We start from the raw sequence: 23,958 nt of genomic DNA, 5'->3' as shown, positions 1-23,958 counted from the left end.
ATTTTATAAAATATAATATTATATATGTTAATATAAATTAATGAATAATAAAAATATAGAAAATATAATATATAATTTAAGAAAAAAAATAATATCTTTAGAATACAGATATTTTATATTAAATAAAATAAAAATATCAGATTATGAATATGATCTTTTATTAAAAAAATTAAAATATTTAGAAGATAAATATCCTGAATATAAAACGAAAAATTCTCCAACTATAAAAATAAATAACTTTATATTAAATTTACGTGATAATATAAAACATTTTAATATTATGTTATCTCTAAAAACAATATATTCATTTGAAGAATATAATAAATTTATAAATAAAATAAATAATAAATTAAATTTAATAAATAAAATTGAATATTGTTGTGAATATAAATTAGATGGATTAGCAGCAAATTTGATATATAAAAAAGGAATATTAATAAGTATATCAACTAGAGGTAATGGATTATATGGTGAAAGTATATATCATAATATAGATAATATAAATGGAATTCCTAAAAAATTAAATAAAAAATTTTTATTACCAAATTTAGTTGAAATAAGAGGAGAAATATGTATATCAAATAAAGAATTTTTTAATTTTAATAAAAAATTAAAATTAAAAAATAAAAAAACATTTTCTAATTCAAGAAATGCAGCATCTGGATTAGCAAGACAAAAAAAAAATAATAGTATAAAAAATAATATATTAAATTTTTTCTGCTATGGTTTAGGTAAAATTACTAATAAAAATAGTATTTTTAATAATAATAGTCAATTTGAAATTTTAAATATATTAAATAATCTAGGATTTAATTATAAAAATAAATATAAAAAATTTAATAATATAGATTCAATATATAAATATTATTTAAATTTAAAAAAAAATAGACATAAATTAAAATATTCTATAGATGGATTAGTTGTTAAAATTGATTCAATAAATTTACAAAATAAATTAGGATTATCAAGTAAATTTCCTAATTGGGCTGTAGCATATAAATTTCCATCAGAAGAAGCTGTTACATATGTAAAAAATATATATTTTGATATAACAAAAACTGGAACTTTAATTCCGATAGCAGAAATAAATGAAGTAATAATATCAGGTGTATTAATTAAAAAAATATATCTAAATAATATAAATAAAATGATTAAATTAAATATAAATATAGGAGATAAAATTTTAATAAAAAGATCAGGGGATGTTATTCCAACTATAAAAAATGTAATTGAAAAAAAAAATAATAAAATAATAAATATTCCTGAAAATTGTCCATCTTGTAATTCAAAAATTGAAAATATTAATAATATATTAAAATGTTCATATAGTTTTTTCTGTAAATCTCAAATAAATAATAAAATAAATCATTTTTTTTCAAAAGATTGTAACTTTGCTAAAGGATTAGGGAAAAAAACTATAAATATTATTAATAAATATATAAAAATAAATTCACCTATTGATTTATATAATTTAAATATTAATAATTTATTATTAATACCTAATATAAAATTTAAAAAAGCAAATAATATATTAAATTCCTTAGAAATATCAAAAAATACAACATTATATAAATTTATATATTCTCTTGGAATAAATAACATAGGAAAAAAAACATCTATAAAATTATCATTAAAATATAATAATATATTAAAATTAATAAAAGAATATAAAAATGATTATATAAATAATAAATTAAATATAAATAAAAATGAATTTAATTCATTAAATAATTTTATGAATAATAAAATAAATATAGATCTAATATATAAATTAACTAATTATTTAAATATTAAAAATAATTAATAAATATATGGGTCGTGCAGGATTCGAACCTGCGACCAATTGATTAAAAGTCAACTGCTCTACCAAGCTGAGCTAACAACCCTTAATAGGTAATGACGGAATCGAACCGCCGACCTTCTCTTTGTAAGAGAGATGCTCTTCCTATCTGAGCTAATTACCTATAATATTAATTATTATAATTATTAAAACATTTAAGGTCAATATTAATTATTTAAATTAATTTTAAGTATTTAGGTATATAAATGAAAAATATAAATACAAGATTTGCTCCTAGTCCTACAGGAAATTTACATATAGGAAATATAAGAATAGCAATATATTCTTGGTTATTTTCAAAAAAATATAATGGAAACTTTTTTTTAAGAATAGAAAATACAAAAGAAAAAAATAGTTTTTATATAAATAAAATAATATATCAATTAAAATGGTTAAAGATTAGTTGGAATAAAAAAATTATATATCAATCTAATAGAAATAAAAAATATGAAAAAATAATAAAATTAATGATAAAAAATAATAAAGCATATTATTGTTTTTGTTCAAAAGAAAGATTAAAAAATATAAAAGAAACTCAAATTTTAAATAAAGAAAAACCAAAATATGATAAATTATGTAGAAATCTTAATTATAAAACTATATATAATAATATAAAAAATAATAAAAAATTTGTAATAAGATTTAAAAATCCTGATAAAAATTATACATATTTTAACGATTTAATATATGGAAATTTAAAATTTAATAATAAAGAATTAGATGATTTAATAATTAAAAAAAGTAATGGTTATTTTACATATAATTTTTGTTCAACTGTAGATGATTTTTATATGAAAATAACACATATAATAAGAGGAAACGATCATATAAGTAATACTCCTAGACAAATAAATATTTTAAAATCTTTAAATTGTAAAATACCAAAATATATTCATGTACCTATAACTTTAGATATTAATAAAAATAAAATTTCAAAACATAATAATAATTATAATATAGAAGAATTAATAAAAGAAGGTTTTTTATATGAATCAATATTACATTTTATAACAAATCCAAATATAATTAATAATATAATTAATATTAAATATATTATAAATAATTTTAATATAAATAAAATAAGCAAATCATCAATAATTTTTGATAAAAAAAAATTATTATATATAAATAAATTATATATATCAAAATTATCAATTTATAAAATAAGAAAAAGAATATTTTTTTATTTAAAATATACAAATAATAAATTTATAATAAATAAAAATATTAATAAAATATTAAAAATATTTAAAAATAGATTTAGTACATTTAATGAATTATTTATTATAACAAAATATATATTTTATAATAACAATATAAATATACAAGAAATATATTTATATATAAATTCTAATAAAGAATTAATAGAAATTATAACTAAATTTTTAAAAAATATAAATAATATTACAATTTGGAGAATATCTAATATAAAAAATATAATAAATAAATTATTAAAAAATAAAAATATTAATATTAAAAAAAAATTTTATTTTATAATAAGAAAATTAATATCTGGAGTAGATAAAACTCCAGAATTGTATTATATAATATATTTAATAGGAAAAAAAAATACAATAGAAAGAATAAACTTAATAATAAATTATTATTTATAATAAAATCGGTGAGAGAGGATTTGAACCTCCGACCTACTGGTCCCAAACCAGTTGCGCTACCAAACTGCGCTACTCACCGAAAAAAAAATAAAATTAAAATAAATAATAAAGAAAATAAAAAAAAAGAGGGGTGATCGATGGGATTCGAACCCATGACATCTGGATCCACAATCCAGAACTCTTCCAACTGAGCTACGATCACCAAATATCTCCTCTGACTGGATTCGAACCAGTGACATACGGATTAACAGTCCGACGTTCTACCACTGAACTACAGAGGAATAATATACTATAATTATATTATAAATATTTAAAATTAATAACAATTATTTTAATATTTTATTTTAAATATTAATTTTTGAAATAAAATAATTAATAAAGAAGATATAAAATTCAATAATATACTAAATATAATATCAATAAAAAAATGCATTCCAAGTATCAATCTACTATATATTAATAATATATTGATTATAGAAAATATTAAAAATATATTATATTTATTATTAATATAAAACATAAAAGAATAAATATCATATATATTTAACAATAATAAAACATGTCCTGATATTACAGAATAATAATTATATATTAAATTAATTCTATTATCTATATTTAATATACTATCAAATAGTTTATAAAACAAATTTATTTTTTTTGATTCAAATAAAATTATAAACTCATTTATATTTATATTTAATTTATTATTTATATATAAAATATAAGGTCTAGGAATTTTATATATATTTTTTAATAATATCTTTATAAATTGATTTAATAATAATTTAGTTAAATTAAATATTAATATATATTTAATTTTTATTATATTTTTTTTATTTAAAAAATATAATAATAGTAAACTTACTATAAATAAAATTAAAATAAATATATCTAAATTAATTAATCTTAATATATAAAATATTAAATTTAATATAATTTTATTACTTATTATTGGTTTCCAATTATAATTATGTAAATTTAATATTATAAATAATAATATTATAAATAATGAATATAAAAAATTTATCTTAATTATAAAAAACATATTATATTAAAGAAATATTAATCACCTCTTCGATATCACTTATTCCTATAATATTTAAATCAGTTATATCTATTTCTATTTCTTTTAAATCTTTTAAATTATTTTTAGGTATTAAAATATATTTAATATTTCCTCTTTTTGCTGCTAATATTTTTTCTTTCAAACCACCTATAGGTAATACTTTACCATTTAAAGTTATTTCACCAGTTATAGCTATACCGGATTTAATTGGTTTATTAATTAAACATGATATAATAGATAAACATATTGCTACTCCAGCACTAGGTCCATCTTTTGGAGTAGAACATTCAGGAACATGTACATGTATATCATTAATTTCATAAAATTTATAATCTCTTACAATAAATTTATTAACTTTAAATTTTGCTACAGTTAATGCTGTTTGTATAGATTCACACATAACTTTTCCTAATGATCCTGTATTAATTAATTTACCTCTACCCGGAACACAATATGATTCTATTGTTAATAAATCACCACCATATTCAGTCCAAGCTAATCCTATTGTTTGTCCTACAGATAAATTATCTTCAAATTTTCCAAAATCAAATTTTTTTATACCTAAAAAATCTACTATATTGTTTTCATTTATTAATATACTTTTTATTTTTTTATTTACTAATAATATTTTAACAACTTTTCTACATATTTTAGATATTTCTCTTTCCAAATTTCTAACTCCTGATTCTTTTGTATAATATCTTATTATAGATAATATAGAAGAATTATCAAATTCTATTTCATAGTCTTTTAATGCATTTATTTTAATTTGTTTTTTTAATAAAAAATTATTAGCTATATTTAATTTTTCTTCTTCTGAGTATCCATGCAATTTAATAATTTCCATTCTATCTAGTAAAGTAGTTGGAATTTCAGTAGAATTTGATGTTGCAACAAACATAACCTCAGATAAATCATAATCAACTTCTAAATAATTATCATTAAAATAAGCATTTTGTTCTGAATCTAAAGCTTCTAATAATGCAGAAGCAGGATCTCCTCTCATATCAAATGACATTTTATCTATTTCATCTAATAAGAATAAAGGATTTTTAACTCCTACTTTAGACATTTTTTGTATTAATTTACCAGGCATTGACCCTATATAAGTTTTTCTATGTCCTCTTATTTCAGCTTCATCTTTTATACCTCCTAATGATATTTTTACATATTTTCTACCAGTAGCTTTTGCTATTGATTTTCCTAAAGAGGTTTTACCTACCCCAGGAGGACCAACTAAACATAATATAGGACCTTTAATTTTATTAACTCTATTTTGCACAGCTAAATATTCTAAAATATATTCTTTAACTTTATTTAATCCATAATGATTTTTATCTAATATATTTTGAGCAAAATTTATATTTTTTTTAAGTCTATTTCTTTTTTTCCAAGGCATTGATATCATCCAATCTATATATCCTCTTATTACAGATGCTTCAGCTGATATAGGAGACATCATTTTAAGTTTTTGTAGTTCGTTTTCAACTTTAATTTTTACATCTTTATTCATTCCAGATATATTTATTTTATCTTTTAATATTTTATACTCATCATTTGTATTATTTATATTATTTAATTCTTTTTGAATAGCTTTTATTTGTTCATTTAAATAATACTCTTTCTGACTTTTCTCCATTTGTTTTCTTATTCTATTTTTTATTTTTTTTTCTATTTGTAATAATTCTATTTCATATTCTATTAATTTTATTAAAAAATTAATTCTTTCATTTATATCTACTATTTCTAATATTTTTTGTTTATTATTTAATTTTATTGGTAAATGTGCTGCTATTGTATCAACAAGTTTAGATATATCATTAATTTCATTTAATGAAATTAATATATCAATAGATAATTTTTTACTTAATTTTATATATGTTTCAAATTGATTTATTATTATTTTTATAAATATATCTTCTTTATCTATTTTTTTAACTATACTTATATTTTTTATATTAGCTGTTATATAATTTCCATTATCTTCTATATCTAAAATACTTGCTCTATATATACCTTCAATTAAAACTTTTATTGTTCCATCATTAAGTTTAAACATTTGTAATATATGCGATAAAGTTCCTACTTTAAATAAATCTTCTACTTTTGGTGATTCATTTAAATTATTTTTTTGAGTTAATAAAACTAATTTTTTATCACTTTTTATTGATATTTCTATAGATTTTATAGATTTTTCCCTTCCAACAAATAATGGAACAATCATATTAGGATATATAACTATATCTCTTAGAGGTAAAACTGGAATTTTTTTTGTATTTTCTATTGATTTTTTTTCTTCATTTATTAAAACTTCATTTTTCATATATTTAAATTAATTTATATTTTGATAATTATAAATAAATTATAATTATTATATTATTAATATTTATTAAATAATAATAAATTTTAAAATTTAATAAATATTAACACGGTGCGAACGGGATTTGAACCCGTGACCTCCGGCGTGACAGGCCGATATTCTATCCTTCTGAACTACCGCACCAATTTATTTATTTAAATATTTTATTTTAATAAAATTTAATAAATTAATATGATTATTTAATTCTTTTTTATTTGCTTTTAATATAATTAAATTTTCTAATTTATAATTTATATTATTATTATTTTTATACAATATGATATCATATTTTTTACTATTTTCAGTTTCAAATAATATTTTTGATTGTTTTTTTATTAATAATAAAAAAACTTTAGCCAATAAAATAGCGTCAATTAATGCACCATGAAAATTACGATTTTCTCTATTTATATTAAATCTATCACATAAAGAATCTAAATTATTTTTTTTACCTGGAAATTTTTTTCTAGCTAATGATAAAGTATCTATTATATTACATATACTTTTTATATTACTAATTTTATAATTTATCAAATTTAATTCATAATTAATAAAACTAATATCAAATTTAGCATTATGAATTATTAATTCACTTTTATATATAAATTTTATAAAATTATCTACTATATCACTAAATAAAGGTTTATTATATAATAATTTATTATCTATACCATGTATATTATAAGCTTCTTTATCTACATTTCTATTAGGATTTATATATGAATGAAATTTATTATTAGTAATGTTAAAATTAGTAATTTCTATAGCACCAATTTCTATTATTTTATGTCCTATATAATAGTATTTATTATATTTATTTATTCCAGTAGTTTCTATATCTAAAACAATTCTTTTTAATAACATATAATTATTATATTATAATAATTAAAATTATTAAATTAAAATAATATGAATATAATAAATGTTTTTACTGATGGATCATGTACAAATAATCCTGGACCTGGAGGATATGGTATTATAATAAAATATAATAATAATATATTTAAGTTTAGTTCTGGATATTATTTTACAACAAATAATAGAATGGAATTAATAGCTGTAATAAAATCATTAGAAATACTAAAAAATTTTAAAAAAATAAATATTAATTTAGATAGTTTATATGTAAAAAATGGTATTACAATATGGATAAATAATTGGATAAAAAATAATTGGAGATCTTCTAAAAATAAGATAATAAAAAATATAGATTTATGGAAAAAATTATATTTATTAAGCAATAATTATATATTAAATTGGAATTGGATTAAGAGTCATTCTAATTGTATAGAAAATAATATATGCGATAAATTAGCTAAAGACGCTTCTATAAATCCTAAAAATCATGACTTAATATTAAATAAATATGATAAATATATATAATAAAATATATAATAAAATATATAAATTAATAAAAAATTCAAATTTTAAAGATATAAAAGATAAAATAATTATAACAAATAGTTTAAATATAGATATATATCATATAAAAATAAATGGAATTCAATTTTTTATAAAAAAATTTAATTTAAAAGAAGAAGAAATATTAAATAATCTAAAAATAGAATTATTAAAATTAAGTTTTATATATAAAATTAATATAGATAATGATTTTATTAATATTTTTATAAATAATAATTATATAGAGAAGAAAATTGTAAAAATAATAAAATCAAATAAATTAATTTTTAAATTAAATAAAATTAGTAAAAATATAATAATAGATTATTCATCTCCAAATTTAATGAAAGAAATGCATGTTGGTCATTTAAAATCAACAATAATAGGAGATTCATTATCTAAAATACTAAAATTTTTAGGAAATAATATAATAAAAATAAATCATGTAGGAGATTGGGGAATAAATTTTGGTATGACAATATGTAAAATAATTGAATTAAATAAACATAAAGATTTAACAATAAAAAAAATTTCTATAGATGAAATAGAAAATATATATAAAATATCTAAATTAGATTATAAAAATAATTTAAGTTTTGCAGAAAAATCACAAATATGTTTATTAAAATTACAAAATAAAAATAATTTATATAATAAAATATGGAAAATTTTAACAAAAATATCTATAAAAAATAATCAATATATATATAAAGAACTTAATATTGATTTAAAAATAAATAATATTATTGGAGAAAGTTTTTATAAAAATATGATACCAAATGTCATAAATGATTTATTAAAAAAAAATATAGCAAAAAATAAAAATGGATTAATATTAATTCCATTAAAAAATACTAAAAATAGATATGGAAAAAAAATGTGTGCAATAATACAAAAAAAAAATAATACACATTTATATTTAACAACAGAAATAACATCTATAAAATATAGATGTGAATTTTTTAAACCATATAAAATAATATATTTTATAGATAAAAGACAAAGTAATCATTTCAAACAATCTTTTTATATAGCTAAAAAGGCCAAATATATAACTAATTCTAAATTAGAATTTCATTCATTTGGAATGATTTTAAATAAAGATAAAAAACCATTAAAAACAAGAGAAGGTGATTCATTTAAACTAAAAGAATTAATAAAAGAATCTATAGAAAAAACCAAAATATTTTTATTAAATAAAAATAAAAATTTAAATATTAATGAAATTAATAAATTATCAAAAATTATAGGTATAGGATCATTAAAATATTTTGATTTATCTAGAAATAAAAATAATAATTATATTTTTGATATAGATAAAATTTTATCTTTAAAAGATAATACTGCAATATATATATATTATTCATATGTTAGAATTTTATCTATATTAAAAAAAAATAAAATAAATAATCTAAATTACTTAAGTTATAAAAATTTTAAAATAAATAATAAAGAAGAACTTGATTTATCATTATTAATAATAAAATTTGAATTTATAATACATAAAGTATCTAAATTATGTACTCCAAATTTATTATGTTTATATTTATATGAGATATCTAAAAAATTTTCTAAATTTTATTCTACAGATAAAATTATATATATAAATAATATAGATATAAAAAATACTAAACTAAATTTATGTATATTAACTTCTAATATAATAAAGAAAGGTTTAGAATTACTTGGAATTAAAATAATAAAAAAAATTTAATTTAATTAAATTATATCATTTATATTAAAATTAAATAATTTTAATGACAAAATATATGTAATTATTCCAATAGCAATAAGAAAAATTAATTTTAATAATCTATAAATTAAATTATTTTTAATATAATTTAAAATTTTAATAAATATAATTAATATTAATAACATATTAATTGATGAAATTACTATTTTATAAATAAATTTTTTCCATCCTAATTTAGGTTTAAATAAATTATTTTTAATTAAATATATATACAATAATAATGAATTAAAACATGCAGATAATCCTATTGATAAAGACAAACCAATATGTTTTAGTGTTGTTATAAATATAAAATTTAATATTTGAGTTATTATAAAAGTTATAATTGATATTTTTAGTGGAGTTACATTATCTTGATAAGAATAAAAACTTGGAGTTAAAATTTTAACTAATATAATTCCTATTAATCCTATAGAATATGCTATTAATGATTGAGATGTCATTAATGCATCAAAATAAGAAAATTTACCATATTTAAAAATAGAAAAAATTATTAATTTAGATAAAACTATCAAAATAATAGTAATTGGTAATGATATTAATATAGATAATCTTAATCCTATATCTAAAAATTTAGAATATTCATTTTTATCATTATTTATAGCACTTTTTGATAAATAAGGAAGTAAAATAGTATTTAATGTAGATATTATTATTCCAGATGGAAATTCTATTATTTTGTCTGCATAATACATCCAAGATATAGATCCTGATGGTAAAAATGAAGTAAAAATAGTATTACTTATCATAGATATTTGATTTATAGAAGTACTTAATAAAGCTAACCATATATTATTAATTAATTTTTTTAATCCACTATTTTTTAGTGATATTGTAGGAATTATAATCATATCTATATCATTAATATATTTTAATTGATAAATTAATTGAAATATATTACCAATTAATATTGACCACGCTAAAGATAATATAGGTGGATTAGATATTTTATTAGAAAATATTGAAAATAATATTATTATTATATTAATAAATGATAAAGATAATGATGGAACTATAAAATTATCCCACATATTTAATACAGAACTAACTAACATAGATAATGTAGATATAATAATATATGGAAATATTATTCTAAATATTTTATTTGTTAAATTAAATTTAATATTAGAATTTATATTTGGAGCAAATATTTTTAATATTGTTGGAGAAAATAATATTCCTATAATAGTAATTATTATTAATAACAACATTATTAATCCTATAGTACAACTTAAAAAATCCTTTATCTCATTTATATTTTTATTTTTTTTATATTCTGATAAAATTGGAATAAATACTTGAAAAAATGAACCTTCTATAAGTATCTTTCTTAAAAAATTTATTAATTTAAAAGATATAAAAAATGAATCTGTAATATCTGAAGCTCCAAACATTCTAGCTATAATAACATCTCTTACAAAACCAAGTGTTCTAGATAATGATGTAGTAATACCTATTAATACTAAATTTTTTATTATATTCATATTAAATAATTATATCATAATAATACAGTGAGAGAGGGATTCGAACCCTCGATATGTTTTAACACATATACATGTTTTCCAAACATGTTCTTTAAACCACTCAGACATCTCACTATAAATTATTAATAAATTATACAACATAATATGTCGATAATGGGATTTAAACCCATAATTATATATTACGAATATATTGTTTTATATTAAAACTATATCGACATATTATTTATTTAATATAATATATTATATTAATATTTTAAATAAAATTATATACAAAATGATTAATAATAAAAAATTTGTAATAGTAGCTATTTCCGGAGGGGTTGATTCAGCTATATCTGCTTATATATTAAAAAATATGGGATACTATGTAGAAGGTATTTTTATGAAAAATTGGAATATTGACGATAATAATAATTATTGTAATTCTGAAGAAGATTTTTTTTATGCAAAATTAATATCTAGTAGATTAAATATAAAATTAAATTTTATAAATTTTTCAAAAGAATATTGGGAAAAAGTATTTAAAATAACATTAGATAAACTTAAATTAGGATTAACTCCTAATCCAGATATTTTGTGTAATAAAGAAATTAAATTTAATCTATTAATAAAATATGTATTAAATAATATTGGAGCAAATTATATATCTACTGGACATTATGTAAAAAATATATTTTTTAAAAATAAAAATTTTTTATTAAAATCTATAGATAAGGATAAAGATCAAAGTTATTTTTTATATACACTAAATAATGATAATTTAAAATTTTGTTTATTTCCATTAGGATGGATGTATAAAAAAAATGTTAGAGAATTAGCTAAAAAATTAAACTTTGAAAATTTTGATAAAAAATCTTCTACTGGAATATGTTTTATAGGAGAAAAAAATTTTAGAAAATTTATTAGTAAATTTATACCATTAAAATATGGAAATATAATTACTTCAGATAATATTAATATAGGTACTCATAACGGAATACATTTTTATACTATAGGCCAAAGATATGGATTAAATATAGGTGGGATAAAAAAATATTTATCAAAACCATGGTATATTATAGATAAAAACGTTATAAATAATACAATAATAGTATCTCAAGATAAAAATCATCCAAATTTATTATCAAAAGGATTAATAGCAAATTCTGTTAATTTAATAAATGAAATAAAAAATATATATAGATTAGATATTGAAGTAAAACTTAGATATAGTAAAAATACTATGAAATCTAAAATAGAATTTATAAATAATAATAAAGTAAAAATAATTTTTAATAAATTATATGGAATAGTAGTTCCAGGTCAATCTGTAGTTTTTTATATTAATGAAATTTGTATAGGAGGTGCTATTATAGAATCAAATATTCTATAGATTTTTTAATTTTTCACCTCCTAATAAATGTACATGTAAATGATTTATTTCTTGTCCTCCATAATTATTACAATTAATTATTAATCTATATCCATTATCAGACATACCTTTCATTTTTGCTATTTTAGTGGATATATATATTAAATGACCAATTATATATTTATCTTTAATGTTTATATCATTTAATGTAGATATTAGTTTATTAGTAACTATTAGTATATGTATTAATGCCTTAGGATTTATATCATAAAATGCAGTTACAATTTTATCTTTATAAATTATATCTGATTTTATATGTCCATTTATTATTTTATAAAATATATTATTTATATCATACATAAATTATTAAATATTTAATTATTTTAAATTATACTTTCTATATATAGTATATTTTTTATTAATATAAATGATTTATCTATATTAATATTTTTGTTTATTATATAAAAATATTCTATTAATTTATCTAAAATAATATTTAATATATTATATGAAAATAAATCTGATATTATTTTTAATATATTAATACTATCTATATTTTTAATACAAATATTAAAATTATTTTTATATTTTATAGAATCTAATATAAAAGTTAATAACCAAAATATAGGATTATATATTTCTATTTCATTAAAATTTACTAAATTTAAAATAAATATTAGTGATTTTTTTTCTAAAAAATTTGATTTTAATAAATTTATAAATTTAATTCTTTTAATCCAATTATTTGGATTTAATATAAAATATGATTTTATTATAGAATTATTTGATAATCTTAATGAAGTTATAATAGATTTATAATTCAATTTATTATATTTTTTCTTTAATATATTAATATTATAATTTATATTATAATTATCTATTTTAATTAGATAACATTTTGTTTTTAAAATAAAATTTAAATTATTTATATTATTACATATAAATATAAATTTAATATATTTAACATCTTTATCTAATTTTTTAAATATTAGATTTTTTATATTATTAGATAACAAATTTATATTGTATATAAATATTAATTTAAATTTAAAATTTATAGTAGGTAAAAATATATTATCTATAATATATTTTTCATAGTCTATATTTGAATTATTAAAATATTTATTATTAATATTATTATTTATTATAAATATATTACTATTTAAATCTGTATTTATTAAATTACAATTACAACAAGAATCACAAAATTTAATATCTTTTGTACAAAATAAAATCTTACTTATATTTCTTATAATGATATCTAAATTTAAAATATCATTTAATTCTAAAACTATATTTTTATTAAATTTATCTAAATTTGAAATTATTTTATCGTTAATAAAATTATACATATTATTTATTATCTTTAGAATAAATTTTTTTACCTCTATAAAATCCATTATTTGTAATATGATGTCTAAGATGTAATTCGCCAGATAAAAAATCAATAGATATTGATGGATTTTTTATTTTTATATTATTAAATCTTCTTATTTTAGATTTTGATTTTGATTTTTTATTTTTTTGTACAGCCATAATTTTTATTTATCAAATTATAAAAGTTAATTTATTTTTTTTATAAAATTTTCTAATTCTTTATCTAAATTAGATAATAAACAAATTTTTTTATTATAAATAGGATGAAAAAATTTAATATAATTAGCATGTAAAAATAATCTTTTTAAACCAAGATTATTAACTTTTATATTATCTTTTTTAAATCCATATATTTTATCACAAACAATAGGATTACCACAATATTTAGCATGAATTCTTATTTGATGAAATCTTCCAGTAATAATTTTTATATCCATTAATGTAAATTCAGAAAAAATTTTATTAATTTTAAATATAGAACTACATTTTTTACCATTATTATTTAATATAGATATATTTTTACCTTTATTATTTTTTATTTTTGAAATAGAAATATTTATATTTTTATTATTTAAATTCCATAATCCATTTACTAATGCTATATATTTTCTTTCAATTAAATTATTATTAAATTGTTTATGAAGATTTCTTAATATACTAATTTTTTTAGATATTATTAATATACCTGATGTTTCTTTATCTAATCTATGAACTAAATTTAGATTTTTTTCATTATTTTTTATACATTTTAATATAGAAATTATATTTTTATTATTATTTCCTCCATGTACTGATATACCATATGGTTTATTTATTATTAATAAATAATCATCTTCATATATTATTTTTTTAAAAAAGTTAATGTATTCTTCTTTTTTTAAATTTATTTTTTTTTTTTTAGATGTATCTAAATAATAATTTGGAAATTTTATTATATCATTTATTTTTAATTTATATTTAGGTGTAATTTTTTTTATATTAACTTTTATATTACCAATTCTTATATGTTTATATATTAAAGATTTTGATATATTTCTAAAATTAGAAAACATAAAATTATCAATTCTTCTATCTTTATTATCATAATCTATTACTATAGAATTATTTTTAAATTCATCTATTAAATTCATATTTATAACCTTTATTATTTAAAATAAATATAGTTTATATAAAATTTAATGTATATTTATACAAACTTATTATATAAAATAATAGTTAGTATTTTAATATACTAAATTGTATAAAATATTATGAAAAGAATATTAATAAGCACTAAACAAAAAGATGAATTAATAATAGCATTTATAAATAAAAAAGAATTATATAATATATATATAGAAAATATAAATTATAGTCAAAATAAATTTAATATTTATAAAAGTAAAATTATAAAAATAGAACCTAGTTTAAATGCAGTATTTATAAATTATGGATATAAAAAAAATGGATTTCTACCTATTAAAGAAATATCAAATAACTTTTTTTTAAATAATGGTTATAAAAATGATAATCAAAATTATTATGAAAAAATAAAAAATTTAAAAAAAGATCAAGAAATATTAGTTCAAATAAACAAAGAATCAAGAAGAAATAAATGTGCGTCATTTACAACATTTATATCTTTAATAGGAACATATATTATATTAATAGTAAATAATCCTAATATAAAAGGAATATCAAAAAAAATAATAGGTAAAAATAGATTTATTTTAAAAAAAATGATTTCAAACTTAAATATATCTAAAAATATAGGTTTTATAATAAGAACATCTTGTATAGGTAAAAAAATAGAAGATATACAATTAGATTTAAATTTAATTTTAAAAAATTGGGAGTTTATTAAAGAAAAATATATTAAATCTAAATGTCCATCATTAATATATGAAAATAATAATATATTTATAAAAATATTTAGAGATTATTTAACACCAGATATAAAAGAAATAATAATAGATGATATTAATTTTTTTAATAAATCTAAAGAATATATAAATATTTTAGGAAGATTTGAATTTAATAATAAAATAAAAATATATGATAAAAATATATCTATATTTAATTATTTTAAAATAGAATCTCAAATTGAATCTATATTTAAAAGAAAGATAAAATTATCATCTGGAGGATCTATATCAATAGATTCAACTGAAGCATTAACAGCTATTGATATAAATTCATATAAATCTACAAAATTTACAAATATAAAAGAAACAGCATTTAAAACTAACTTAGAAGCTATTAAAGAAATAGCTAAACAATTAAGATTTAGAGATATAAGCGGTCTTATAGTAATAGATTTTATAGATATGTTTTCAAAAGAAAATAATTTAGAAATAGAAAATGAATTTCGTAAATATTTATATTTAGATAAATCAAAAATTTGTATGGAAAATATATCTAAATTTGGATTATTAGAATTATCACGACAAAGATTAAATAAATCTTTAAATGAATGCAATAATATATGTACTAAATGTAATGGAATTGGATTTATAAGAAATTATGAATCATTATCATTATCTATTTTAAGATTTTTGGAAAAGAAATCTTTAAATAAAAATATTGAAGAAATATGTATTATAGTTCCATTATTTATTAGAATATATTTATTAAAAAATAAAAAAAAAGAAATATATAATATAAAAAATATTAATAATAAAAATATAAAATTAATTATTTTATCAAATAATAATATTAGAATATCTAATAATTTTATAATAAAAATAAAATATAAAAATAAAAATTATATAAATTATATATGTTCAAAAATTAATAAATTTAATATTTTAAACTTTAACAATATAAAAAATAAATTAAAAAATTTATTTAAATTAAAGTTATTAGGTGTTTATAATATTAATTATATAAATAAAAAAATTTTATATAAAAATATATTACTTATATTAATTTATTATATAAATAAACTAATAATTACATATTAATTTATAATAATTTTTTATTTATATATAATTTAAAATTATAGAGGAGTAGAGATTCGAACTCTAGAATATAAAATTTATATTTCTGGTTTTCAAGACCAGTGCTTTAATCCACTCAGCCACTCCTCTATTAAATTAGATAACAAAATTATTATACAATAAAATATATTATATGAAAAATTGGAATAAAAATTTTGCTATAAATATAGCAAGAAAAAAAAAAATTATATTAAATGATAAACATTGGGATATAATATATTTTATTAGAGATTTTTATTATAAATATAAAATTTCTCCTAGTATAAATATATTAATAATTTTTTTTAATAAAAAAAATATTAATAATAAAATAAGTTTAAATTATCTTAACTTAATTTTTAAAAATAAATTTGATAAAAATATATATAAAATATCTGGAATTCCTTATCCAAATAAATGTTTATTATAAATAATAAAATACTAAAAAAAATGAAAAATTCAATATCAATATTATATTTATTAAAAAATATAGATAAATTTTTAAATAAAATTGTTTCTATAAATGGTTGGGTTAGAAATAAAAGAACATCTAATATTGGAATAACTTTTATATCAATTTATGATGGATCATCGTTTAATGATATTCAAATAATTTCTAATAATAATTTAAAAAATTATAAAGAAATAACTAATATAACTACAGGATATTCTTTAAATGTAATAGGATTATTAATTAAATCTATAGGAAAATTTCAAAGTTATGAAATAAAAGCTACAGAAATAAATATAATAGGTAAAATAAATGATCCTAAATCATATCCTATATCTAAAAAGAAACATAGTTTAGAATTTTTAAGAAAAGTCGAACATTTAAGAATAAGAACTAAATTATTTTCTTCAATATCAAGAATAAGAAGTTTTGTTTTTAATTCAATAAATAATTTTATGAATAAAAATAATTTTATATGGGTTCCAACCTCTATAATAACTTGTTATAACACTGAAGGTAATAATCAATTATTTGAAGTTCATTTAAAAGATGATTTGAAAAAAAAATTTTTTGGTAAAGATACTTTTTTAACTGTATCTGGTCAATTGAATTTAGAATCTTATGCTTGTGGATTATCTAAAGTTTATACATTTGGTCCTGCTTTTAGAGCAGAAAATTCAAATACTAGAAAACACTTATCTGAATTTTGGATGTTAGAAGTAGAAATCGCATTTAATAATTTAGATGATATTATATTATTATCTGAATTATTAATAAAAAACGTATATAATTTATTATTAGATAATTATATAGATGATATAGTTTTTATACATAGAAAAAATAATCTAAAAATTGATTATTTAAATAATATTATTAATAATAATTTTAATATATTAGATTATAGTGATGCTATAAAAATAATAAATAAATCTAAATTTAATAATATAAAATGGGGATTAGATATATCATCTGATAATGAAAAATATTTACTAGATTATTTTAATAATATACCTGTAGTAATAAAAAACTTTCCTAAAAATATAAAACCTTTTTATATGAAAGTAAATAATGATGAAATTACTGTATCTTCCATGGATATTTTATTACCTAATGTAGGTGAAGTGATAGGAGGTTCTGAGAGAGAAGATAACTATGAAATTTTAAATGAAAGATTGATGAATTGTTTTGGTGATGATTTAAGTAATTATCAATGGTATTCTGATTTAAGAAAATATGGAAGCGTACCTCATTCAGGATTTGGATTAGGATTTGAAAGATTATTATTATCAATAACAGGAATGAATAATATAAGAGATATATCTCCTTTTCCTAAAACTCCTAATAACATAAATAGTTAATTATGTTTTTTTTTATTTTATTAATTATAAAAATATTTATAATTAATAACTATAAAAATAATTATAATTTAAATTCTAATGATTTTTATCAAATAAAAAACTTAATTTATCAAATAAATAATAATATAGAAAGTATATGGGGTAAAAATGAAATAATTTTAGTAAAAAATAATAATATACTAAAATATTATTTTGATAATAAAGCAAGAATTTATGTTGATTTTAAACTAAATAAAATAATTATAGAGACTTTATTAATTAATAATTTAAATAATATTTTTAAAAAAATATTATTTAATATATTAAATAATAATATTAATTTTAAATTTAATAATAATGTATTAAAAAGTGAGAAATTATATATATATAAAAATATATTAGGAAAAAATAAATTTCCATTATTATATAAAAAAGATATTTCAAATTATATAGATTTTTTAGTTAAAAATTGTATAAATAAAAGAATGTCTTCTAAAAAAAATATTATTTATATTAAAATAGATATTTTTAATATAAATAATTATAAATATAACAATTATATAAATATAATTAATAAATATTCTAAAAAATACAATATAGATAAATCATTAATTTTATCTATAATTCATGCTGAATCAAAGTTTAATCCATATGCAATTAGTAATTTAGAAGCTATAGGATTAATGCAAATAATTAGAAATAAATCTGGTTTAGATGTATTTAAATATAAAAAAAAGAATAATTTTCCAAGTGTTGTATATTTAATTAATCCTAAAAATAATATAAATGTTGGTGTTTCATATTTATATATTCTTAAAAATAAATATTTTTATAATGTCAAAAATACTGAATCTATTAAATATTTAATAATATCATCATATAATGGTGGTATTAAAAATGTTTTAAATATTTTTTCATTAAATTTTAATGATTCAATTAATATTATAAATAATAAAACTTCTAATGAATTATTTAATATAATATTAAATAATCACCCATTAAAAGAAACAAGAGATTATTTAATAAAAGTTAATAGTTTATATAATTTTTATAAAAAAAATATAAAATGAAAAATATAAATAAATATAATTATTATGATGTAATAGTTATTGGTGGAGGTCATGCTGGTATAGAAGCATCTAATTCATCTTCAAAAATAAGTAAAACTCTTTTATTAACAAATAATTTAGATACAATAGGACAAATGTCATGTAATCCTTCAATAGGGAGGAATAGGTAAAAGTAATTTAGTTAAAGAAATAGATGCTATTGGTGGATTAATGGGTATGGCTGCAGATATGTCAGGTATACAATTTAGAAAACTAAATACTAGTAAAGGTCCATCTGTACAAGCTACAAGAGTTCAAGCTGATAAAATTATATATCAAAATAATATAAAAAAATTATTATATAAAAATAAAAATTTAGATATTTTTCAGCAAAAGGTAATAAATATAAAATTTGATACAAATAATAATTTTAATGTAATAACAGAATCTAACATATCTTTTTTTTCAAAATCTTTGGTTTTGACATTAGGTACATTTTTAAATGGAGAAATATATATAGGATTAAATAATAAAATTTATGGAGGAAGATATGGTGATTCTACTAATTCTTATTTATCTGATAAATTAAAAAATATATTTTTTAAAAGTATAAGAAGATTTAAAACTGGTACTCCTCCAAGAATAGATTTAAGATCTATAAATTTTAAATTATTAGATAAACAATATAGTGATTTTCCATTACCAACTTTTTCTTTTTATTTAAATAGAAAAAAATTTTTAAAACAAATGCCATGTTATATAACAAATACTAATATAGAAACTCATAAAATAATATTAGATAATATAAATAAAAGTCCTATTTATAATAATTTAATAAAAAGTAGTGGACCTAGATATTGTCCTTCTATAGAAGATAAAGTAATAAAATTTCATGATAAAAAATCTCATCAGATTTTTTTGGAACCCGAAGGATTAAATAGTAATGAAATATATCCTAATGGAATATCTACTAGTTTACCAATAGAAACACAGATAAGTTTTATAAGATCAATAAAGGGATTAGAAAAATCTAAAATAACTAGACCAGGATATGCAGTAGAATATGATTTTTTTGATCCTATAAATTTAAATCTTACATTAGAAAGTAAGATAATAAGAGGATTGTTTTTAGCAGGTCAAATAAATGGAACAACAGGTTATGAAGAAGCTGCTGCTCAAGGAATAATAGCTGGAATAAATTCAAGTAGATTTTCCAAAAATATGGATTTTTGGTTTCCTTTAAGAAACGAATCTTACATAGGAGTTATGCTAGATGATTTATGTAAAAAAGGAGTTATAGAACCTTATAGAATGTTTACTTCTAGAGCAGAATATAGATTATCTTTAAGGGAAAGTAATGCAGATTTAAGATTAAGTGATATAGGGTATAAATTAGGTTTAATAAGTTTAAATAAATGGAAAAAATTTTGTTTAAAGAAAGAAATAATAGAAAAAGAAAAAAATAGATTAAAATCTACTTTAATAAATATTAAAGATATAAATTTGATAAATTTAAATAATAAATTATGTAATAAAATAACAAATAATATTAGTGGATATGATTTATTACGTAATCAAGAAATAAATTATGAGGATTTAAATAAAATAGATATTTTAAAACCTTTATTAAAAGATAATAAAATATTTAATGAAATAGAAACTCAAATAAAATATGAATATTATATATATAAACAAAATAAAGAAATAGAAAATATAAATAAATATTTAAATATACATTTTCCAAAAAATATAAATTTTAATAAAATAAATGGATTATCTAATGAAGTTATCTGTAATTTAAATAGATTTAAACCTAAATCTTTAGGAGAAATGTTAAATATTTCTGGAATAACATATTCATCTATATTTATAATTAAAATTTGGTTAAAAAATAATAATTTTATTTAAATGTTAACTAATATTGAATTTAATAAATCTTTAAAAAAATATATAAGTTTTTCTATGAATGTATATACTAAATATTTTATTAAAATTAATAAATTAGATATTTTATATAAAATATTTGATCATTTTAAATCATTACCAATAATAATACTTGGTAATGGAACTAATACAATTTTTTTAAAAGATTTTTTAGGATTAATTATAATAAATAATATTAAATATATTAGTTTTATTAAAAAAAATAAATATTATTATTTACATGTAGGATCTGGAATTAATTGGAATGATTTAGTTTTGTATTCTATTAAAAATAATATTTATGGATTAGAAAATTTAGCTATGATTCCTGGTAAAGTAGGTGCAGCACCTATATTTAATATAGGCGCATATGGATTAGAAATAAAAAATATATGTAAATATGTTGATATATTAGATATAAAAAGAAGAAAAATTATAAGATTTAATAAAAATAAATGTAAATTTAAATATAGAAATAGCAAATTAGGTAATTTATCTAGTAGATATATAATTATTTATTTAGGTTTAAAATTACCGATTAAATGGAAACCATTAATAAATTATTATAAATTAAAAAATATAAATATAAAAAAATGTAATCCAAGATATATATATAATTTTATATCTAATTTAAGAAAAAAAAATATACCAAATTATAAAAAAATAAATAATTCTGGTAGTTTTTTTAAAAATTTAACTTTAAATAAAAGTAAAATAATTAAAATTTTAAATAAATATTCTAATGTTCCATATAGTTTAATTTCTAAATATAAATTTAGAATTCCAACTGGATGGTTAATAGATAAATGTGATTTTAAAGGATTTAGAATAGGAAATGTATGTGTTGATAGTAATAATTCTGCTATAATAACGAATTATGGGTCTATAAATAATGATATAATATTTTTAATAAAGTTTATTTATTATAAAATTTATATTAAATTTAATATAAAAATATCTTTAGAAGTATTAATATATTTTTATAATAATAGAATAAATTTAAATGATATTAGTTAAATTAATATGGTATTTTATGCTTAAAATAAGATTATCTAAAAGTAAATCTAAAAATAATTTATATTATAAAATAGTTGTTATAGATTCTAGAAAATCTAAAAATAGTAAATTTATTGAAAAAGTAGGATTTTTTAATGAGAAAAATAAATTATTATATATTAATAATAATAGAGTATTTTTTTGGATAAAAAATGGAGCAAAATTATCTGATAAAGTTAAATATTTAATAAATAAATGATAAATATAATTATTTTAACTATATTTCCAAATATATTTGATTCTATTATTAAATATGGAATTATAAATAAAGCTATAAAAAATAATAAATTAAATATAAAATTATATAATATTAGAAATTTTTCTAAAAATAAATATAAATCTATAGATGATTATCAATACGGAGGTGGAAAAGGGATGGTGATGAAATTTGAACCAATATATTACTCTTTATTAAATGCAAAAAAAGATATTGGTTATAATTCATATGTCATTTATTTATCTCCTAAAGGTAAAATTATAAATAATTTAGATATAATAAGATTATCAAATAAAAAATCTATAATATTATTATGTGGAAGATATGAAGGAATAGATAATAGAATAATGAATTTTATTAATGAAGAAATATCTATAGGTGATTATGTATTAAGTGGAGGAGAAATTCCTGCAATGGTTTTATTAGATTTAATTTCTAGAAATATATATGGAGTATTAAATTCATATGAATCTATTAAAAATGATTCATTTTTTAATAATTTATTAGATTATCCAAGTTATACAAGACCAAGAAAATTTATGAATATTGAAGTTCCAAATGTATTATTATCAGGTAATCATAAAAATATATATAAGTGGAGATTAATAAAATCTATTGAATATACTATTAATAATAAACCTTATTTATTATATAATAGAAATTTTTCTAATGAAGAAAATAAAATAATAAAATCATTTAAATTAAATTTAGATAAAAAGTAAAT

Annotated in this window: 20 protein-coding genes, 8 tRNA genes and 1 pseudogene; 13 read left to right on the top strand and 16 right to left on the bottom strand. The window is 15.9% G+C overall.

Features of this window, described 5'->3' with window-relative positions:
- The first annotated feature begins 40 nt into the window (after nucleotides 1-40).
- Nucleotides 41-1,804 carry an NAD-dependent DNA ligase LigA gene (ligA, locus tag NARPIN1_RS00880; protein ID WP_130579301.1) on the top strand — a complete coding sequence of 588 codons (1,764 nt, stop codon included), beginning with the start codon at nucleotides 41-43 and terminating at the stop codon, nucleotides 1,802-1,804.
- A gap of 8 nt (nucleotides 1,805-1,812) precedes the next feature.
- Here the strand turns inward: ligA and NARPIN1_RS00875 are convergent.
- Both NARPIN1_RS00875 and NARPIN1_RS00870 read right to left on the bottom strand, forming a co-directional pair.
- Nucleotides 1,813-1,886 (bottom strand) — tRNA-Lys (locus tag NARPIN1_RS00875).
- 4 nt (nucleotides 1,887-1,890) lie between these two features.
- Nucleotides 1,891-1,964 (bottom strand) — tRNA-Val (locus tag NARPIN1_RS00870).
- An 82-nt stretch (nucleotides 1,965-2,046) separates the two neighbouring features.
- On the opposite strand from NARPIN1_RS00870, the gene gltX reads away from it, so the two are divergent.
- Nucleotides 2,047-3,453: a glutamate--tRNA ligase gene (gene gltX / locus NARPIN1_RS00865; protein WP_130579299.1), complete on the top strand. Its 1,407-nt coding sequence runs from the start codon at nucleotides 2,047-2,049 to the stop codon at nucleotides 3,451-3,453.
- 5 nt (nucleotides 3,454-3,458) lie between these two features.
- On the opposite strand, the gene NARPIN1_RS00860 is transcribed toward gltX, so the two are convergent.
- The 7 genes from NARPIN1_RS00860 to dnaQ form a co-directional block, all read right to left on the bottom strand.
- Nucleotides 3,459-3,532: transfer RNA gene (locus NARPIN1_RS00860), tRNA-Pro, on the bottom strand.
- A gap of 50 nt (nucleotides 3,533-3,582) precedes the next feature.
- Nucleotides 3,583-3,655: transfer RNA gene (locus NARPIN1_RS00855), tRNA-His, on the bottom strand.
- Between the two features lie 7 nt (nucleotides 3,656-3,662).
- Nucleotides 3,663-3,734: transfer RNA gene (locus NARPIN1_RS00850), tRNA-Asn, on the bottom strand.
- Between the two features lie 50 nt (nucleotides 3,735-3,784).
- Complete coding sequence (locus tag NARPIN1_RS00845) at nucleotides 3,785-4,498, bottom strand: phosphatase PAP2 family protein (protein ID WP_130579297.1); 714 nt, start codon at nucleotides 4,496-4,498, stop codon at nucleotides 3,785-3,787.
- A 1-nt stretch (nucleotide 4,499) separates the two neighbouring features.
- Complete coding sequence (lon, locus tag NARPIN1_RS00840; protein ID WP_130579295.1) at nucleotides 4,500-6,842, bottom strand: endopeptidase La; 2,343 nt, start codon at nucleotides 6,840-6,842, stop codon at nucleotides 4,500-4,502.
- Between the two features lie 106 nt (nucleotides 6,843-6,948).
- A tRNA-Asp gene (locus tag NARPIN1_RS00835) sits at nucleotides 6,949-7,022 on the bottom strand.
- A 3-nt stretch (nucleotides 7,023-7,025) separates the two neighbouring features.
- Complete coding sequence (dnaQ, locus tag NARPIN1_RS00830; protein WP_130579293.1) at nucleotides 7,026-7,742, bottom strand: DNA polymerase III subunit epsilon; 717 nt, start codon at nucleotides 7,740-7,742, stop codon at nucleotides 7,026-7,028.
- A 45-nt stretch (nucleotides 7,743-7,787) separates the two neighbouring features.
- On the opposite strand from dnaQ, the gene rnhA reads away from it, so the two are divergent.
- Together rnhA and argS are read left to right on the top strand one after the other, a co-directional pair.
- Nucleotides 7,788-8,261, top strand: coding sequence for a ribonuclease HI (gene rnhA, locus NARPIN1_RS00825; RefSeq protein ID WP_130579291.1), 474 nt, complete (start codon nucleotides 7,788-7,790; stop codon nucleotides 8,259-8,261).
- Nucleotides 8,245-9,993, top strand: coding sequence for an arginine--tRNA ligase (gene argS / locus NARPIN1_RS00820; RefSeq protein WP_130579289.1), 1,749 nt, complete (start codon nucleotides 8,245-8,247; stop codon nucleotides 9,991-9,993). The genes rnhA and argS overlap by 17 nt, the downstream gene beginning before the upstream one ends.
- Before the next feature lie 5 nt (nucleotides 9,994-9,998).
- Here the strand turns inward: argS and murJ are convergent, their stop codons facing one another.
- Nucleotides 9,999-11,516: a murein biosynthesis integral membrane protein MurJ gene (gene murJ, locus NARPIN1_RS00815; RefSeq protein WP_130579287.1), complete on the bottom strand. Its 1,518-nt coding sequence runs from the start codon at nucleotides 11,514-11,516 to the stop codon at nucleotides 9,999-10,001.
- A 25-nt stretch (nucleotides 11,517-11,541) separates the two neighbouring features.
- Nucleotides 11,542-11,630: transfer RNA gene (locus NARPIN1_RS00810), tRNA-Ser, on the bottom strand.
- A gap of 160 nt (nucleotides 11,631-11,790) precedes the next feature.
- Between NARPIN1_RS00810 and mnmA the strand changes: the two genes are divergently transcribed.
- Nucleotides 11,791-12,888 (top strand): tRNA 2-thiouridine(34) synthase MnmA, encoded by a 1,098-nt coding sequence (gene mnmA, locus NARPIN1_RS00805; RefSeq protein WP_130579284.1) that lies wholly within the window; start codon nucleotides 11,791-11,793, stop codon nucleotides 12,886-12,888.
- Here the strand turns inward: mnmA and NARPIN1_RS00800 are convergent.
- From NARPIN1_RS00800 to NARPIN1_RS00785, 4 genes are read right to left on the bottom strand one after another with little or no spacing between them, the layout of a single operon-like run.
- Nucleotides 12,883-13,227, bottom strand: coding sequence for a histidine triad nucleotide-binding protein (locus tag NARPIN1_RS00800; protein WP_130579282.1), 345 nt, complete (start codon nucleotides 13,225-13,227; stop codon nucleotides 12,883-12,885). The genes mnmA and NARPIN1_RS00800 overlap by 6 nt on opposite strands.
- 23 nt (nucleotides 13,228-13,250) lie before the next feature.
- Complete coding sequence (locus NARPIN1_RS00795; RefSeq protein WP_172597009.1) at nucleotides 13,251-14,219, bottom strand: DNA polymerase III subunit delta' C-terminal domain-containing protein; 969 nt, start codon at nucleotides 14,217-14,219, stop codon at nucleotides 13,251-13,253.
- A gap of 1 nt (nucleotide 14,220) precedes the next feature.
- Nucleotides 14,221-14,403, bottom strand: coding sequence for a 50S ribosomal protein L32 (gene rpmF / locus NARPIN1_RS00790; protein WP_130579278.1), 183 nt, complete (start codon nucleotides 14,401-14,403; stop codon nucleotides 14,221-14,223).
- Nucleotides 14,404-14,429: 26 nt separating this feature from the next.
- Nucleotides 14,430-15,374: an RluA family pseudouridine synthase gene (locus NARPIN1_RS00785; protein ID WP_130579276.1), complete on the bottom strand. Its 945-nt coding sequence runs from the start codon at nucleotides 15,372-15,374 to the stop codon at nucleotides 14,430-14,432.
- A 120-nt stretch (nucleotides 15,375-15,494) separates the two neighbouring features.
- Between NARPIN1_RS00785 and NARPIN1_RS00780 the strand changes: the two genes are divergently transcribed.
- Entirely contained in the window at nucleotides 15,495-17,186 is a 1,692-nt protein-coding gene (locus NARPIN1_RS00780; RefSeq protein WP_130579274.1) for an Rne/Rng family ribonuclease, read from the top strand.
- A 38-nt stretch (nucleotides 17,187-17,224) separates the two neighbouring features.
- Here NARPIN1_RS00780 and NARPIN1_RS00775 read toward each other — a convergent pair.
- A tRNA-Ser gene (locus NARPIN1_RS00775) sits at nucleotides 17,225-17,312 on the bottom strand.
- A 43-nt stretch (nucleotides 17,313-17,355) separates the two neighbouring features.
- Between NARPIN1_RS00775 and NARPIN1_RS00770 the strand changes: the two genes are divergently transcribed.
- From NARPIN1_RS00770 to trmD, 7 genes and pseudogenes are all read left to right on the top strand, one after another.
- Complete coding sequence (locus tag NARPIN1_RS00770; protein WP_130579272.1) at nucleotides 17,356-17,631, top strand: TusE/DsrC/DsvC family sulfur relay protein; 276 nt, start codon at nucleotides 17,356-17,358, stop codon at nucleotides 17,629-17,631.
- Nucleotides 17,619-19,010: an asparagine--tRNA ligase gene (asnS, locus tag NARPIN1_RS00765; RefSeq protein ID WP_232021808.1), complete on the top strand. Its 1,392-nt coding sequence runs from the start codon at nucleotides 17,619-17,621 to the stop codon at nucleotides 19,008-19,010. Before NARPIN1_RS00770 ends, asnS begins: the two co-directional genes overlap by 13 nt.
- A gap of 2 nt (nucleotides 19,011-19,012) precedes the next feature.
- A complete protein-coding gene (locus NARPIN1_RS00760) occupies nucleotides 19,013-20,059 on the top strand; it encodes a murein transglycosylase domain-containing protein (protein ID WP_130579270.1) in 1,047 nt (348 codons plus the stop codon).
- Nucleotides 20,056-21,946: pseudogene (gene mnmG / locus NARPIN1_RS00755) on the top strand (tRNA uridine-5-carboxymethylaminomethyl(34) synthesis enzyme MnmG). Before NARPIN1_RS00760 ends, mnmG begins: the two are co-directional and overlap by 4 nt.
- Nucleotides 21,947-22,978 (top strand): UDP-N-acetylmuramate dehydrogenase, encoded by a 1,032-nt coding sequence (murB, locus tag NARPIN1_RS00750; protein WP_130579268.1) that lies wholly within the window; start codon nucleotides 21,947-21,949, stop codon nucleotides 22,976-22,978. It begins immediately after the preceding pseudogene.
- The gene (gene rpsP, locus NARPIN1_RS00745; protein WP_232021807.1) at nucleotides 22,965-23,216 is read left to right on the top strand and encodes a 30S ribosomal protein S16; all 252 of its coding nucleotides are present in this window, start codon (nucleotides 22,965-22,967) and stop codon (nucleotides 23,214-23,216) included. Before murB ends, rpsP begins: the two co-directional genes overlap by 14 nt.
- Nucleotides 23,213-23,956 (top strand): tRNA (guanosine(37)-N1)-methyltransferase TrmD, encoded by a 744-nt coding sequence (gene trmD, locus NARPIN1_RS00740; protein ID WP_130579266.1) that lies wholly within the window; start codon nucleotides 23,213-23,215, stop codon nucleotides 23,954-23,956. The genes rpsP and trmD overlap by 4 nt, the downstream gene beginning before the upstream one ends.
- Nucleotides 23,957-23,958 lie beyond the last annotated feature (2 nt).

The sequence above is a fragment of the endosymbiont of Pachyrhynchus infernalis genome, assembly GCF_004296515.1.
Taxonomy (GTDB): Bacteria; Pseudomonadota; Gammaproteobacteria; order Enterobacterales; family Enterobacteriaceae; genus Nardonella.
The sequence above is the reverse complement of the archived record's forward strand: the minus strand, read 5'-3'. Positions and strand labels throughout refer to the sequence as shown.